This is a genomic window from Azospirillum sp. ST 5-10, assembly GCF_051225715.1.
Classification (GTDB): Bacteria; Pseudomonadota; Alphaproteobacteria; order Azospirillales; family Azospirillaceae; genus Azospirillum.
Genome location: NZ_JBPJSP010000033.1, coordinates 21,946 through 37,672 on the forward strand (window position 1 = coordinate 21,946; position 15,727 = coordinate 37,672).

Consider the following 15,727-nt stretch of genomic DNA (forward strand, 5'->3'; position numbering starts at 1 on the left):
TCAGGTCCTCGATTCTTCGAGAGCGCAGATGCCCTGCTCCAGCAGTGGCGTGACACGCACGCGACCGGTGAGGAGGTCGTCCATGAGGCCAGATTTCATCAGTCGAAGCTTGGTAAGCGTCTGGCTTTCGTAAGTCAGCCGCTTTTCATGCTTATCGATCCTGTCTGCTATTTCCATGGCCTCTTTAATTGAGGGCACTCCAATTGGGATTCTCCTAACATCTCGGAGATTGATTCCCTGCACCGCCACTCCCAGCGTATGAGTCGCCACAAAGCTGATCGGCGCGGGCATGCCCAAATATGCGTGGACAAATCGCGGATCTGTGCCTGTTACTGCCAGCCGTGCCGTATCTTGTGTTATATTTGCATTCTGGAGTTCATTCGGAACAAAAGCTGTCCTTCCCACCGTTCCACGAATCGTAAACAACAGGTCTCCTGCAATCAAACGCGAGCGATTGTATTCTTGATCGATTTTAGGGTTTGTTAGCATAATATCATTTTGTAGTATGATGCCATCGACAATATTTTTAACTTTCACGACTGGCACACCGCCTGGATAACTGGGTCCTGGCATCAGGATTCCATATACAACTGGACGTCTTGGGTCGACAAGTTCATTTAGTAATTTTGGCTCCCACTCGGTTGGGAGCCAGCCTAATGGGGATATTTTATATTTGTGCGGCGCTTCGGCCTGAGGCGGGCGGAGCTCGCCGTTGGCGTCGATGCCGCGCGTCAGCAGATCGTGCAGCAGTCCCTGTTTGACGGCCTTCAGCTTGGCGATGATTGCCTCGGTCTTGTCGATCGCCACCGCCAGTGTGTCTAGGATATGCGCGATGGTCTGTTGTTCGGTTGGCTCCGGATAGGCGACCGGAAGTGCCAAGAGCCTCGCTTTTGGCAGGTTCTTCATCGTGCCGCTGGTGCCGGTCGCATGCACCTGAACATACCGCCGGTACTCAGGCGACTGAAGAACAAAAGATAGCCAGCGCATACTCAGCTTTGATCGATCCCTGGGCCTCAACTTCCAGATTCGGTCAGGGAGAAACAGCGTCGCATGTGCGTTTTCAACGTAACAGGATTCTCCGACAAGATCTGGCGTGTTCATGCGGCTGACGAGTACGGAGTCGGATTCAACCGGCTCGGCAACGCGCCATTTCTCGCGCGTCAATACAGCTTTGTTCTCGTTGGGCCGGAACGCACCGGCGTTGATCGCGCTGGTCTTTAGGATACCGATTTCCCCAGCCCCGTGGGGGCGGTCCTCCGCGTTTACGCTGACTCCAGCGTCAAGGAAGGCGATCGCGTCGCCAAGCTTGCCGACCCGCCAATCACACATACCGCAGTTCCTTCAGAAACCCCTGCAACGCTGCGGCGGCGGCGTCCCGTTCTCGCTCAATCTCTGTAAGGGTGACACGATACTTATCCCACCAGTTCTCGAAGGCGGCGATGATCGCCTTGCGCTGGGCGGCGATGTGGCGCTCCAGAATGGTGCTCATGTCGTCGTGCAGGATGGTCAGCAGCAGGCCGGCCGCCGCTTCGGGCGACAATCCGTTCACCCCTGCGTTAATCTCCGCCGTGAAGGTCGCCAGCCTCGCCTTGAGCTCCTTCTTCACCGCGGCCAGATCCTTCTTCCAGGCCTTGACCTGCGCCTCGTCGACGGCGTCCCCGTCGTCGTCCTCGCCCGCGTCCGGGGCGCCATCCTCGTCGTCCGGGCTGGCGGTGGCGGCTTTGATCTGCGCGTCAAGCTCGGCCTTGCGGGCCTCAAGTTCGGTGATCTCCTCGACGAAGCCGCCCAGCAGGTGCTTGACCAGCTTGTGCTCCAGCGGGTTTTCCTTCTTGCCCCGGTCGGTGTCCTCCAGGGCCGTGACGATGCTGGTGCGCCAGGCGTCGGCCACACCCTTGGCGCCGCGGGCCATCAGGGTCAGGAAGTCGTACCGGGTCTGGTACCAGAAGCCGGCGACGATGCCCCGCACCTGGAACGGGTCCAGCATGGCTTCCGCTTCCAGCGCCGCGCTGAAGCTGTCCAGCAGATCGCTGCGCAAGGCCACCAGACCGGCGGCGTCGTCGATCCGGCCGGACAGGGCGGTGATGCGCGGGCTGTGCGCCTCCCACCACCCGGCAAACGCCGCGCGCATGGCGGCCTCCTTGGCCAGCAGGCCGGCGTTGCTCTCGACCGCCGTCCGCAGGTCGGCCCGTGCGGCGAGGTGCGGGGCGAAGTCCAGGTACTTGGCGTCGCGCTCGACCAGCAGGTCCAGCGGGTCGAGCCCGTGGGCGCGGAACAGGGCGTCCTTGGCCGCCACTTCGGCCTTGGGAATGCCGCCCACGAGGTGGGCGCGCACGTCGTGCGGCTCCGGCGGCGGGGCGTTGTCGGCGTAGCGGCGGATGTTCAGGTTGAACTCGTTCTGGCGCAGCGTGTCGATGTCCACCACGGCGGAGAAGCCGGGGACGGCGCGGAACTCGTCGAAAATGGTGGCGATCTTCTCGATGTGCTCGGGCAGCAGGTGGTTCTGCCCGCGGCCCTCGAAATATTCCCGGTCGGCGTTGATGAACAGCACCTTACCGCGGCGCGCCTCCGGCTTGCCGCTGACCCGGTTGGCGCCGTCCGCCACCCGCTGGCGCAGCACCAGGATGCAGGCGGGAATGCCCGTGCCGTAGAAGAGCTGGGGGCCGAGGCCGATGACGGCCTCCAGCAGGTCCTCCTTGATGATTGCGGCGCGGATGGTCTTCTCCTCGCCACCGCGGAACAGCACACCGTGCGGCATGACGGTGGCGACCATGCCGCCGTCACGGGTGACCGCCAGCATGTGCTGGAGGAACATCAGGTCGGCCTTCTTCGCCCCCAACGGCACCTGCCCGTAGCGGAAGCGTTCCGGGAAGGCCGGTTCCCAGGCGGGGGTGCCGTCGGGCTTCCGGTCCGTGTTGCCCCATGGCATGGAGAAGGGCGGGTTGGTGATGACCCGGTCGAAGTGCATCAGCTCGCCGTCGCTGACGTGCCGTGGGTCGGCCAGGGTGTCCTCGTTGTGGAGGTCGGCCGTCTCGATGCCGTGCAGCAGCATATTCATCTTGGCGATCGACCAGACCGTGCCGGCGGCCTCCTGCCCGAACAGGTTGGCCTTGCGGCCGTCCTCGCCGTGCTCGTCCATGTACTCCTTGGCCAGGATGAGCATGCCGCCCGACCCGCAGCAGGGATCGTAGATCTTGTGCTCCCGCTTCGGCTTCACCAGCCGCACCATCATCCGCACGACGGAGCGGGGGGTGTAGAACTCGCCGCCCTTCTTGCCCGCGGAATCCGCGAACTCCCCGATCAGGTACTCGTAGGCGGCCCCCAGCAGGTCCGGGAACTCGAAATCCTCGTTGCGCAGCCGGTGTTGCCCGAAATGGGTGATGAGCTGGCGCAGCTTGGCGTCGGGAAGCTTGCTCTGGCCGACCTTGCGGGTGAAATCGATGTGTTCCAGCACGTCGGACAGCCTGGTGTTGCCCGCCTCGATGCCGCTCAGCGCCTTGTTGAGGCCGTCGCCGACATTGTGGTGCACCTCGTTCAGCAGATACGCGTAACGCGCGCGCGGCGGCACCCAGAAGGAGCCCTTGCCCTTGTACCAGCGCTCGTTCTCCGCCCATTCCTCCGCTTCCTTCCGGCTCAGGCCGCGGCACGGTTCGGAGGCCATCACCTCCTCCCGGCGCTGGTCGAACACGTCGGAGCAGCGCTTGAGGAACAGCATCCCGAAGATGTATTCCTTGAACTCCGAGGCATCCATCTTGCCGCGCAGGATGTCGGCGGCCTTGAACAGATGGCGCTCGAGCTGGGACAGGGTCAGGGGCATCGACGGCGATCCGGCTCCGGGAATGCGGCTGTGTGCGGTGGGCGAGGCTCGCCCGGCAGGCTGGAAAAGGCTTTCATACCAATACCTTGCCGAGCAGCTTCGTGCAAGCGCCGCGGGTTGCGTAATGACATTGTCATTGCGTCGTGCTAGCGTCCTCGCAGCGGGAGGTCAGAGCCATGCAGCCCACCGGACCATCGGACGAGAAGCCGCGGCGTGAGACGCTGAACATCCGCATCCGGCCCGAGGAGCGGAGCCTGATCGACCGGGCCGCCCGGGCGCAGGGCAAGAACCGGACGGACTTCATCCTCGACGCCGCCCGCCGCGCGGCCGAGGATGCCTTGCTGGACCGGGCGGTTCTGTCGGCCAGCCCCGAGGCGTACGCCGCGTTCGTCGCGCGTCTCGACGCGCCGCCCGAGCCGAACGAGCGGCTGCGGCGGACGATGCGGACGCGCGCACCGTGGGACGGGGAATGACGCTCTCCGCGCCCGAACCCCTGGCGTCCCATCATCGGGTCGAGGCGTTCGAGTCCGGGGAACCGTCCCTGGACGCGTGGTTGCGCCGCCGGGCGATGGCGAACCAGGCCAGCGGTGCGTCGCGGACGTTCGTCGCCTGCCGGTCCGGAGAGGTCGTCGGCTACCACGCCCTGGCGTCGAGCGCGGTGGCGGTCTCCCAAGCACCGGGCCGGTTCCGCCGCAACATGCCGGACCCGATCCCGGTGGTCGTGCTGGCGCGGCTGGCGGTCGCCCGCTCCGAACAAGGACAGGGGCTCGGGCGGGCCCTGTTCCGGGACGCGGCGTTGCGCGTCATGCAGGCGGCCGATCTCATCGGCGTGCGCGGCCTGATCGTCCACGCGCTGTCGGAGCCGGCGCGCGCGTTCTATCTCGGCCTCGGCCTCGATCCGTCGCCGTTCGATCCGATGACGCTCATGGTCACGGTGGCCGACCTGCGGGCGAGCGTGGAGCCTCCCTGAGCTATCCCCGCTCGAACCGCGCGCGGTCGATGCCGTGCCGCTTCAGCTTGTCGTAGAAGGTCTTGCGCGGCAGTTGCAGGGCCGCGCAGGTGGCCGTCACGTCGCCGCGGTGGCGGGTCAGCTCGCGCTCCAGCACGCCGCGCTCGAAGGCGTCCATCTCCTCGGCCAGCGACAGGGATGCGGCGGCGGCCGCGCCGTCGCGGCGGCCGGGGGCGAAGGGCTCGCGCAGCAGGCCCAGCACCGTGCGCTCCGCCACGTTGCGCAGCTCGCGCACGTTGCCCGGCCAGTCGTGGGTGCACAGCAGCTGCATCTGGGCGCGCGACACCGCCGGCGGCTCGCGGCCGTAGCGCACCGCCGCCTCCAGCACGAAGTGCTCGAACAGCGCCGGCACGTCGGCGATGCGCTCGCGCAAGGGGGGCAGGACGACGGTGGCGACGTTGAGGCGGTAGTAGAGGTCGGCGCGGAACCCCTGGCGGTCGGACAGCGCCTTCAGGTCCGCCTTGGTGGCGGCGACGACGCGGAAGTCGACCGGCCGCCCGTCGTTGGAGCCGAGCCGCTCCACCCGCCGGTCCTGCAGGACGCGCAGCAGCTTGACCTGCAGGGCCAGCGGCATGGTCTCGATCTCGTCGAGGAACAGGGTGCCGCCGTCGGCGTGCTCGATCTTGCCGATGCGGCGCTTCAGCGCCCCGGTGAAGGCGCCGGCCTCGTGGCCGAAGATCTCGCTCTCGAAGACGCTCTCGGGCAGGGCGCCGCAGTTCAGCGCCACGAAGTTGCGGGCGCGGCGCGGGCTCAGCTCGTGCAGCGCGCGGGCCACCAGCTCCTTGCCGGTGCCGGTCTCGCCGAGGATCAGCACGTCGGCCGCGGTCTCGGCCAGCCGCTCCACCAGGCGCCGCACCTCGGCCATGGCGGGGGAGGTGCCGCGGATCGTCTCCTCCAGGGTGCCGCGGCCGGCGATGGCGCGGCGCAGGCGGCGGTTCTCCAGCACCAGCCGCCGCTTCTCCAGGGCGCGCCGCACCACCTCGACCAGATGGTCGGAGGCGAAGGGCTTCTCGATGAAGTCGTAGGCGCCCTCGCGCATGGCGTCGACCGCCATGGCGACGTCGCCGTGGCCGGTGACCAGCACCACCGGCAGGCCGGCGTCCACCGTGCGGGCGTGGCGCAGCAGCGCCAGCCCGTCCAGCCCCGGCAGCTTGACGTCGGTGACCAGCACCGCCTCGACGTCCGGCACCAGGGCGGGGAGCGCCTGCTCGGCGCTCTCGAACCCCTCGACGGCGATGCCCGCCAGCGTCAGCGCCTGCTCGCTGCCGAGGCGGACGTCCGGCTCGTCCTCGACGAACAGCACCCTCATGCCGCACCCGCCACACCGCTGGCGCCGACCACCGGCGCGCGGGCCAGCTCGACCACGAACTCCGCCCCGTCGGGCCCGTTGCGCACGCCGAGCTGGCCGCCGGCGTCGCGCACGATGCCGGCCGAGATCGGCAGGCCGAGGCCGAGGCCGGCCGCCTCCTTGGTGGTGAAGAACGGCTCGAAGATGCGCGGCAGCACGTCCTCGGCGATGCCGGGACCGCTGTCGCGCACGCGGATGCGCACGCACCCGCCGTCCGCCTCGACGGCGATGCCGAGGCGCCGCACCGCCCGGCCCTTCATGGCGTCCAGCGCGTTGCGGAACAGGTTGATCAGCACCTGCTCCAGCCGCACGTCCTCGAACACCACGGCGACGTCGGGGTCGGGCAGGGCGCAGTCCAGCGCCACCCCTTCCAGCTTGAGGCGCTGCTCGATCAGCAGCAGCGCGTTGTGCACGGCCCGCCCGACCGGCACCGGCTCGGCCCGCGCCTTGGTCTTGCGGGCGAACGCCTTGAGCTGGCCGGTGATGCGCGCCATGCGCTCGACCAACTGGGGGATGCGCACGAGGTTGGTGCGCAGATCGTCGTGCAGGCCGCGCTCGAACAGGACGACGGCGTTGTCGGCGTAGGTGCGGATGGCGGCCAGCGGCTGGTTCAGCTCGTGGGTGATGCCGGCGGCCATCTGGCCGAGCGTGGCCAGCTTGCCGGCCTGCACCAGCTCGTCCTGCGCCTCGCGCAGCACCCGCTCGGCCCGCTCGCGCTCGGCGACCTCCAGGGTCAGCCGCTCGTTGGCGGCGACCAGGTCGGCGGTGCGGGCGGCGATGCGCACCTCCAGCTCGTCGTGGGCCCGGCGGAGCTCGACGTTGGCCTTCTCCAGGGCGTCGCGCGCCTGCATGCCCTCGCGGATGCGGCGGCGGCGCTGGCGCAGGTAGAGGAAGACCAGCAGCAGGAAGACCACCGCGAAGGCGCCGACCGCGGCGGCGGTGCGCGCCGCCGCCGCCACGGGCGCCATGTCCGACAGGGTGATGACCCGCCAGCCGGGGCCGGGCAGCGCCACGCTCTGCATGAGGTAGTCGGTGGTGCCGCGGCCGTCCGGGTTGCGGATCGTCAGGACGGGCGCGCCGTGGACCTCGCGCCGCCCGGCGACCGGCAGCGGTTCCAAGGTCACGCCGGCGTACTGGCGCGTCTGGCTCATCCGCCGCAGCTCCGCCGCGGACGGCTCGTCCAGGGTGCGGAAGCGCCACGCCGGTTCGGAGGACAGGAAGGCGATGCCGGCGCCGTCGGCCACCAGCACCCGTTCCGCGCCGAACCGCCAGGCCTCCTCCAGCCCGTCCAGGCTGACCTTGACGGCGAGGACCCCGGTGGTGCGCCCGCCGTCGGTCACCGCGTGGGACAGGAAGAGGCCGGGCGTGCCGGTGGTCACGCCGACCGCGTAGAAACGGCCGCGGCCGTCCGCCATCGCCTGCCGGAAATAGGGGCGGAAGGCGTAGTTGTTGTTGACGAAGCTCTGCGGCGTGTCCCAGTTGCTGGCGGCCAGCGTCAGGCCGGAGGTGTCGAGCACGTACAGGGTGGCCGACCGCGCCTCCTGGGTCACCGTGGCGAGGTAGCGGTTGACGCGGTCGCGCAGGGCGGCGTCGCCCGGTTCGCGGAGCAGGCGCCGCACGTCGGCGTTCATCGACAGGACGAAGGGCAGGTAGTCGTGCCGCTGGATGGCGCCTTCCAGGTTGTTGACGTAGAGCGCGATGCGGTGCTCGCCGGCGGAGCGCAGCCCCTCGACACCGCTGCGCTGGCTCCACAGGGCGGCGGTGGCGACGGCGGTCGCCGCCAGCGCCAGCACGACGAGCCACTGTCCCGCCGCCCGCACCGGGCGCGGCAGCCGTCCGAACGACGGCGTCCGCCCCGCCCCATGCCCGGAAACCTGCCACCCGAACGCCATCGCCGCTCCACATTCTTTGCGCAGCGGAGTGTATCCTGTCCGGACGGCCTTGTCGCGCGCAGGCACCGACGGCGGGTCAGACCTGGGCCATGCCGCCGTCGGCGAACAGCTCGACACCGTTGACGAAGCTGCTGTCGTCGGACGCAAGGAAGACCGCGGCCTTGGCGATCTCGTCGGGGTCGCCGACGCGACCCAGCGGCACCTGTGCCGCCAAGTGGTCCACCAGCCCTTGCTGCCGCGCGGCGTCCGGGCCGGCCAATCCGACCAGTCCCGGTGTGCGGGTCGGGCCGGGGCTGAGCGTGTTGACGCGGATCCCGCGGTCTTTCAGGTCGAGGATCCAGCTGCGGGCGAAGTTGCGCACGGCCGCTTTGCTGGCACTGTAGACGCTGAAGGCCGCCGTCCCTTTGCTGCCGGTCGTCGAGCCGGTGAGGATCACCGAAGCCCCGCGTCCGAGCAGCGGCAGTGCCTTCTGCACCGTGAAGAGGACGCCCTTCACATTGCGGTTGAAGGTGTCGTCGTACTGCTCCTCGGTGATGGCGCCCAGCGGCAGCATGTCGCCGCCACCGGCGTTGGCATAGAGCACGTCGATGCGCCCCTTCTCGGCCTGAATCCGGGCGTAGAGCCGGTCGAGGTCGGCGAGGATCGACGAGTCCGCCCGGACTCCCGTGGTGGCGCCGCCGGCCGCGGTGATCGCGGCGACCGCGGCATCCAGTTCGGCTTGGCGACGGCCGGTGAGATAGACGAAGGCGCCTTCCGCAGCGAAGCGCTTGGCCGCGGCGAGGCCGATGCCGCTGGTGGCGCCGGTGACGACGGCGATCTTGCCGTCAAGCTTGCGTGACATCCGAGGTTCCCGTGTCCGAGATCGTGTGTGAGCGACGCTCCGGTCACGCAGGCTATCGACGGCCTGATCGCATCGGAATAGAAATGGATGAAAACCATCATTGCAGATTTGCCGATGTCGAAGCTTCCCGACTTCGAGGGCCTGGCGATGTTCGCCAAGGTGGCGGAGGAACGCTCCTTCGCCGGCGCGGCCCGCGCCATGGGCGTCTCGGTCGCGACGGTGTCGCGCGCGGTGAGTCGGCTCGAGGAGCGGCTCGGTGCGCGGCTGTTCAACCGCACCTCCCGCCGGCTGGCCCTCACGGACGTCGGCCATTCGCTGGCCGAGCGCGCGACGCGCCTCTACGGCGAGGCCGAGGCGGCGGAGGACGCGGTGCGCGAGATGTCCCGCCGCCCGCGCGGATTGATCCGTCTGGCCGTGCCGATGTCCTTCGGCCTGCGCTGGGTGGCGCCGCTGCTGCCCGACTTCTTCCGCCTCTATCCGGAGATTTCCATCGATCTGCACCTGAGCGACGCGGTCGTCGATCTGGTGGGCGAAGGCTTCGACGCCGCGCTGCGGATCGCGGTGCTGCCGGACAGCTCGCTGGTCGCCCGGCGGCTCTGTCCCGTCGCCCCCGTGGTCCTTGCCGCTCCGAGCTATCTCGCCCGACATGGCCGGCCCCAGCGCCCGCGGGAGCTCAACGGCAACCATTGCCTGGGCTACGCCTACCGGCGGCAGCAGGACATCTGGCGTTTCACCAACAGCGCCGGCGAGGAGGAGAGCGTGACGCCGTCCGGCCCGCTGCGTGTCACCAATGCCGACGCGCTGGTGCCCATGCTCCTGGAAGGGCTGGCGATCGCCGAACTGCCGGACTTCATGGCCGCCGAGCATCTCGCCGCTGGGCGGGTCACCGTGATCCTGACCGACTGGTCGCTGCCCAAGGGCGGCCTCTACTTCGTCACGCCATCGGCCCGCACGCGCCCGGCGAAGGTCAACGCGCTGGCCGGGTTCCTGGCGGACCGGCTGTCGGAACCGGCATGGAAGACCCCTCGGGTGGCGCTGTCCCCGCCAGGGTGATCGCATTTGAGTCCCCCTCTCCCCCTGGGGCTAACGTATTCACACATCTGATGCGGCACCGCAGAACAACCCTCCCTCGGCCCCGGCTCTCGGCGAATGCCTTGGCATTCGCCGAGAGCCGGGGCCGAGGGAGGGTCGGTCGCCCGGCGTCGGAAGACGTGTGAATCTTCTAGCCCCAGGGGGGAGAGGGTTAATCAAGCCAAATGCGATGACCGTGCCGTCCCCGCCGCCGATTCTCCCCACGGATACACGGACGTGATAAGTGTATCCGCGAGAATCGTGGGGACGAGGATCGCGCTTGCACGTTTCACGGTGGGGCAACAGCCTGGCCGTCCGCCTGCCAGCGTCGGTGGTCGAGGCGCTCGGACTGCGGGAGGGTGACGGCATCACCATCCACGTGGTGGGAGAGCGCGCCTCCGAGGTCGAGCGGCAACCGACATGAGCGGCCATAGGCGTAAGGCACCGCGGGTGTTCTTTGACTCCCCCGAGCCGAACCCCTGACACACGAGTGCCTCCCCGACCCTCCCCCGCTTCGCAGGGGGGGGGGAGGGGACCCGCGGCGGAGCCGTGGGAAGGGTGGGGCAGGCGGTGTGTCAGCCATTCCGCTCGACGGCATCACTGGTGACCAACGATCCGCTCTTGATCGGCCGATGATTCCGGATCGGCGCCCGGCGGGGATCTGGCCTCGCCGGGTGCCGCATCCTGCGCTCACCCCAGGGTGAGGCCGCGGAGCTGGCGGTTGGCGACGGCGAGCATGGCGAGGTCGACGGTGGCCTGGGTGCGCAGCTCCGAGAGGAGCTGCTCGACGCGCTCGACCACCGGGCGGCGCTGCTCGATCCAGGCGCCCACCGGGTCCTCGGCCGGCAGGGCGGCGGCGCTCTCCAGCACGCGCATGGTGAGGTGCGTCTGGTGGGCGAACAGGTCGTCGACGATCGCCGCGGTCGCCTGCTTCTGCCAGTGGTTGTCGGTCTTCACCATGGCCGCGCGGTCGCGCAGCCACTCCAGGCCGAAGCGGCGGCCCAGCATGAAGTACACCGCCGCCACCGCCGGCACGTCGCGTCCCGTCTTCTCCGCCACCCGCACCAGGTCGGGGGCGACCGCCAGCACCGGCAGGCTGGCCACCCGGCGCCCCACCGCCTCCGGCACCCCCTGCTCGGCGTAGGCGGCGCAGCGCCGGGCCAGGCGCTCGCTCTCCTCGGCGTCCAGCACCTCGCCCAGGCCGGCGGCCAGCGTGTCGATGGCCGGCCGGAACACCGCCGTCTCGGCGGCGATGTCGAGCGGATGGCCGCAGTTGGTGAGGAACCAGGCGACCGCGCGCTCCATCAGCCGCACCGTCTCCACCAGCATGGCGGTCTGCGCCTCGGCCGGGACGCGGTTGTCCAGATCCTCGATCGCCGTCCACAGCGGGCGCAGGTCGAAGGCGTCGCGCACGATGGCGTAGGCCCGCGTCACGTCGGCCGGCCCCATGCCGGTCTTCTCCATCATCTCCTTCACGAACACCGGCCCGACCCGGTTGACCAGGCTGTTGGTCACGCTGGTGGCGATGATCTCGCGCCGCAGCCGGTGCCGGGACACCGCCTCGGCGAAGCCCTTGCGCAGGGGCTTGGGGAAATAGCGCTGCAGGTCGTCGACCATGAACGGGTCGTCGGGCAGGTCCGACGCCAGCAGGTCGTCGTACAGCGTGATCTTGGCGTAGGCCAGCAGCACCGCCAGTTCCGGCCGGGTCAGGCCGCGCCGCTCGGCGGTGCGCGCCGCCAGCTCCTCCTCGTCGGGCAGCGCCTCGATGCGCCGCTTCAGCCGGCCCGAGCGCTCCAGCGCCCGGATGAAGCGGGACTGCGCCTCCAGCATCTCGAAGCCGCGGCTCTGCGCCACCGTCAGCGCCTGGGTCTGCAGGTAGTTGTCGCGCAGCACCAGCCCGGCCACCTCGTCGGTCATCTCCGCCAGCAGGACGTCGCGCTGCTTCACCGTCATGTCGCCGCGCCCGACGACGTCGCCCAGCAGGATCTTGATGTTGACCTCGTGGTCGGAGGTGTCGACGCCGGCCGAGTTGTCGATGGCGTCGGTGTTGAGGCGCACGCCGGCCTGCGCCGCCTCGATGCGGCCGCGCTGGGTGACGCCCAGGTTGGCGCCCTCGCCGACCACCCGCGCCCGCAGCTCCGCCCCGTCCACCCGCAGCGCGTCGTTGGCCTTGTCGCCGACCTCGGCGCTGCTCTCGCCGGCCGCCTTGACGTAGGTGCCGATGCCGCCGAACCACAAGAGGTCGACCTCGGCGCGCAGCATCGCCTGCATCAGCTCCTGCGGCGTCACGTGGTCGCGCTCGACGCCGAAGGCGGCGCGGATCTCCGGCGTCAGCTCCAGCGACTTGGCCGCGCGCTCGAAGATGCGCCCGCCCTTGGAGAGCAGCTTTGTGTCGTAGTCGGCCCAGGACGAGCGCGGCAGCTCGAACAGGCGGTGGCGCTCCTGCCAGCTCAGGCCGGGGTCGGGATCGGGGTCGCAGAAGATGTGGCGGTGGTCGAAGGCGCCGACCAGCTTGGTGCAGCGCGACAGCAGCATGCCGTTGCCGAACACGTCGCCCGACATGTCGCCGACGCCGACGCAGGTGAAGGGCGCCGTCTGGATGTCGCGCCCCAGCTCGCGGAAGTGGCGCTTGACCGACTCCCAGGCGCCGCGGGCGGTGATGCCCATCTTCTTGTGGTCGTAGCCCTGGCTGCCGCCCGACGCGAAGGCGTCGCCCAGCCAGAAGCCGTGGTCGACGGAGATGCCGTTGGCGATGTCGGAGAAGGTGGCCGTGCCCTTGTCGGCGGCGACCACCAGATAGGGGTCGTCGCCGTCCAGGCGGACCACGCCGTCGGGCGGCACCACCCGGCCCTCGGCGTCGAGGTTGTCGGTGAGGTCGAGCAGGCCGCGCATCAGCGTCTTGTAGCAGGCCACCCCCTCGGCCAGCGCCGCCTCGCGGCCCGCCGCGGCCGGCGGCGGACGCTTGACGACGAAGCCGCCCTTGGAGCCGACCGGGACGATGACGGCGTTCTTGACCATCTGCGCCTTCATCAGGCCGAGGATCTCGGTGCGGAAGTCCTCGCGCCGGTCGGACCAGCGGATGCCGCCGCGCGCCACCTTGCCGCCGCGCAGGTGCACCCCCTCCATGCGCGGGGAGTAGACGAACACCTCCACCCATGGCCGCGGCAGCGGCAGGTCCTCCACCGCCTGGCTGTCGATCTTGAAGGAGAGGTAGGGCTTGGGCCCCCCGTCCGGCCCGGTCTGGTAGGCGTTGGTGCGCAAGGTCGCCTGCACGGCGTTGACGAAGCGGCGCAGGATGCGGTCCTCGTCCAGGTTGGCGACGCCGTCGAGCGCCCGGGCGATGGCCTCGCCGAGCTCGGCCTGGCGCGCCGCCGCGTCGGCCTGGCGGGCCGGGTCGAAGCGGGCCTCGAACAGGCGGACGATCAGCCGGGCGAGCTCGGGATGGGCGGCGAGCGTCGCCTCGATGCTGTCCTGGGCGTAGGGGATGCGGGCCTGGCGCAGGTACTTGGCGTAGGCGCGCACCACCGTGACCTGACGGGCGGTGAGGCCGGCGCGCAGCACCAGGCGGTTGAAGCCGTCGTCCTCCATGCGGCCGTCCCAGACCGCCGCGAACGCGTCCTGGAAGGTGTCCTTGACCTGGGCGCAGTCGACCGGCCGGCCGGTCTGGGTGCGGGTGCCGAAGTCGTGGATCCACACCGCGTGCGGCCGGTCGGCCAGCGCCACCTCGAAGGGCATCTCGGTGATCACCCTGAGGTCCATGTGCTCCAGCATCGGCAGCACGTCGGACAACGGCACCGGCCGGCCCTCGTGGTAGAGCTTGAAGCTCACCGCGTCGGGCTCGGCCTCCAGCGGGCGGTAGAGGTTGATGGCGACCGGGCCGCGCGCCAGCACGTTCTCCACCCGGTCGATGTCGTGCACCGCCGCTTCCGCCGAGAAGGTCTCGCGGTAGCCCGTGGGGAAGGCGTCGCCGTAGCGCGCCATCATCCGGACCGCCGCCTCGTCGCCGCGCAGCGCCACCAGCGCGTCGCGCAGGTGGTCGCGCCAGTCGCGCGCCGCCTGGACCAGCCGGTCCTCGATCTCCGCCGCGTCGAAGTCGGGCACGGCGCCCGGCTCGGTGCGGATGGTGAAGTGGACGCGGGCCAGCACGCTCTCGGCGAGCTGGGTGTTGAAGCCGGTACAGGTGCCGTTGAGGGCACCCTCGAGGATGCCCTGGATGCGCAGGCGCAGGCCGGTGTCGTAGCGGTCGCGTGGCACGTAGACGAGGCAGGAGCAGAAGCGCTCGAACGGGTCCTTGCGGATGAACAGGGCGAGGCGCTGGCGCTCCTGCAGGTGCAGGATGCCGAGCGCCGTCTCGTGCAGTTCGTCGACGCCGATCTGGAACAGCTCGTCGCGGGGGAAGTTCTCCAGGATGTTCAGCAGCGCCTTGCCGTCGTGGCTCTTGGGGTCGAAGCCGGCGCGCCGGAACACCTCGCTGACCTTGCGGCGCAGGAACGGGATGTCGCGGGGGCTGCGGTTGTAGGCCGAGGAGGTGAACAGCCCGACGGTGAGCCGCTCGCCGACGATCCGCCCCTCGGCGTCGAAGCGCTTGACCAGCACCGCGTCCATGTGGGTGGAGCGGTGCACGGTCGCGGTCTTGTTGGCCTTGGTGACCATCAGGACGCGCGGCTGGCGCAGGAAGTCGCGCACGTCCGGGGGCAGGGTGCGGAAGTAGCGCAGCCCGTCGAACACGGTGTAGTCGGGGTCGCGCAGGATGCCCTGGCCGCTGCCGTCGACCATGCGCAGCATCGGCTCGCCGGCCTCGGCGTCGTCGTCGAAGCGGTACTCGCGGTATCCCAGGAAGGTGAAGTGGTCCTCGTCCATCCAGCGCAGGAACGCCTCGGCCTCGGCCACCTCCTCGGCCGGCAGGGTGCGGCGCATGGCCTCGGCCTCGGCCAGCGACTCGCGCAGGTGCTCGCGCATCGGGCGCCAGTCGGCCACGGCGACGCGCACGTCGTGCAGCACGCGCTCCAGCCCGGCGCGGACGCGGGCCAGCGTCTCGGCGTCGGTGTGGGTGCCCACCTCGACGTGCATGAACGATTCGGGCTGGCTGCCGTCGGCCACCTTCCCGTCGGCCACCTTCATGTCGGCCGCCTCGCCGTCGGCCGCCGCCAGGCCGGTGAGCACGCCCGCCGCGTCGCGGGTCACCCGCACCACCGGGTGGATCACCAGATGCACCGTCAGGCCCTGGCGGTTCAGCTCCGCCGTCACCGAATCGACGAGGAACGGCATGTCGTCGTTGACGATCTCGACGACGGTGCGGTGCGAGCTCCAGCCGTGCTCCTCGATGCGCGGGTTGTAGACGCGCACGCGCGCCGTGCCGGGCCGGCGTTCCTGGCCCCACTGCCACATGGCCACGGCGGCGCCGTAGAGCTGGTCGGCCGGCGCCTGGGCGATGTCGTCAGGCGGCACGTTGGCGTAGAAGGCGCGCACGAAGCGCTCGGCCATGTCGGCGCGGTCGCGGTCGAGTCGCCCCCGCACCTGCCGCACCACCGCCTCGGTCAGCTCGTCCTTGATCTGCTCCGCCCGCAGCGCCATCGTCCCGTCTCCCGTCCGTGTTCTTAGAGCGATTGGCGGAAAGGGTAGCCTTTCCCCCGGTGCGGACAACCGCCGTGCGGTTGTTTTCGGCACGGCCGCCGCCCGTCCACAGGGGACCATGCCGGAGCGCCGGCCCGGCGCCCAGCGCGAAGATGGCCCTCGTCCGAACGTCCGGATT

At 69.8% G+C, this 15,727-nt stretch carries 10 protein-coding genes; 4 read left to right on the plus strand and 6 right to left on the minus strand.

Features of this window, described 5'->3' with window-relative positions; translation table 11 throughout:
* Complete coding sequence (locus ACSBPG_RS26530) at window positions 1-1,329, minus strand: restriction endonuclease subunit S (RefSeq protein WP_435540252.1); 1,329 nt, start codon at window positions 1,327-1,329, stop codon at window positions 1-3.
* Window positions 1,322-3,814, minus strand: coding sequence for an N-6 DNA methylase (locus tag ACSBPG_RS26535; protein WP_435540253.1), 2,493 nt, complete (start codon window positions 3,812-3,814; stop codon window positions 1,322-1,324). The genes ACSBPG_RS26530 and ACSBPG_RS26535 overlap by 8 nt, the downstream gene beginning before the upstream one ends.
* A 176-nt stretch (window positions 3,815-3,990) precedes the next feature.
* On the opposite strand from ACSBPG_RS26535, the gene ACSBPG_RS26540 reads away from it, so the two are divergent.
* Together ACSBPG_RS26540 and ACSBPG_RS26545 are read left to right on the plus strand one after the other, a co-directional pair.
* Complete coding sequence (locus ACSBPG_RS26540) at window positions 3,991-4,287, plus strand: DUF1778 domain-containing protein (protein WP_435540254.1); 297 nt, start codon at window positions 3,991-3,993, stop codon at window positions 4,285-4,287.
* The gene (locus ACSBPG_RS26545) at window positions 4,284-4,784 is read left to right on the plus strand and encodes an N-acetyltransferase family protein (RefSeq protein WP_435540255.1); all 501 of its coding nucleotides are present in this window, start codon (window positions 4,284-4,286) and stop codon (window positions 4,782-4,784) included. The genes ACSBPG_RS26540 and ACSBPG_RS26545 overlap by 4 nt, the downstream gene beginning before the upstream one ends.
* Window position 4,785: 1 nt before the next feature.
* On the opposite strand, the gene ACSBPG_RS26550 is transcribed toward ACSBPG_RS26545, so the two are convergent.
* From ACSBPG_RS26550 to ACSBPG_RS26560, 3 genes are all read right to left on the minus strand, one after another.
* On the minus strand, window positions 4,786-6,132 hold the full coding sequence (locus ACSBPG_RS26550; protein WP_435540256.1) for a sigma-54-dependent transcriptional regulator: 1,347 nt from the start codon (window positions 6,130-6,132) through the stop codon (window positions 4,786-4,788).
* The gene (locus ACSBPG_RS26555; RefSeq protein WP_435540257.1) at window positions 6,129-8,063 is read right to left on the minus strand and encodes a sensor histidine kinase; all 1,935 of its coding nucleotides are present in this window, start codon (window positions 8,061-8,063) and stop codon (window positions 6,129-6,131) included. Before ACSBPG_RS26555 ends, ACSBPG_RS26550 begins: the two co-directional genes overlap by 4 nt.
* 76 nt (window positions 8,064-8,139) lie before the next feature.
* Entirely contained in the window at window positions 8,140-8,904 is a 765-nt protein-coding gene (locus ACSBPG_RS26560; RefSeq protein ID WP_435540258.1) for an SDR family oxidoreductase, read from the minus strand.
* Between the two features lie 114 nt (window positions 8,905-9,018).
* Here ACSBPG_RS26560 and ACSBPG_RS26565 point away from each other — a divergent pair, with 114 nt between their 5' ends.
* Both ACSBPG_RS26565 and ACSBPG_RS26570 read left to right on the plus strand, forming a co-directional pair.
* Window positions 9,019-9,957, plus strand: a complete 939-nt coding sequence (locus ACSBPG_RS26565) for a LysR substrate-binding domain-containing protein (RefSeq protein ID WP_435540259.1) — start codon at window positions 9,019-9,021, stop codon at window positions 9,955-9,957.
* 298 nt (window positions 9,958-10,255) lie between these two features.
* Complete coding sequence (locus ACSBPG_RS26570; protein ID WP_435540260.1) at window positions 10,256-10,399, plus strand: AbrB/MazE/SpoVT family DNA-binding domain-containing protein; 144 nt, start codon at window positions 10,256-10,258, stop codon at window positions 10,397-10,399.
* Between the two features lie 266 nt (window positions 10,400-10,665).
* On the opposite strand, the gene ACSBPG_RS26575 is transcribed toward ACSBPG_RS26570, so the two are convergent.
* Complete coding sequence (locus ACSBPG_RS26575) at window positions 10,666-15,549, minus strand: NAD-glutamate dehydrogenase (protein WP_435540261.1); 4,884 nt, start codon at window positions 15,547-15,549, stop codon at window positions 10,666-10,668.
* Window positions 15,550-15,727 lie beyond the last annotated feature (178 nt).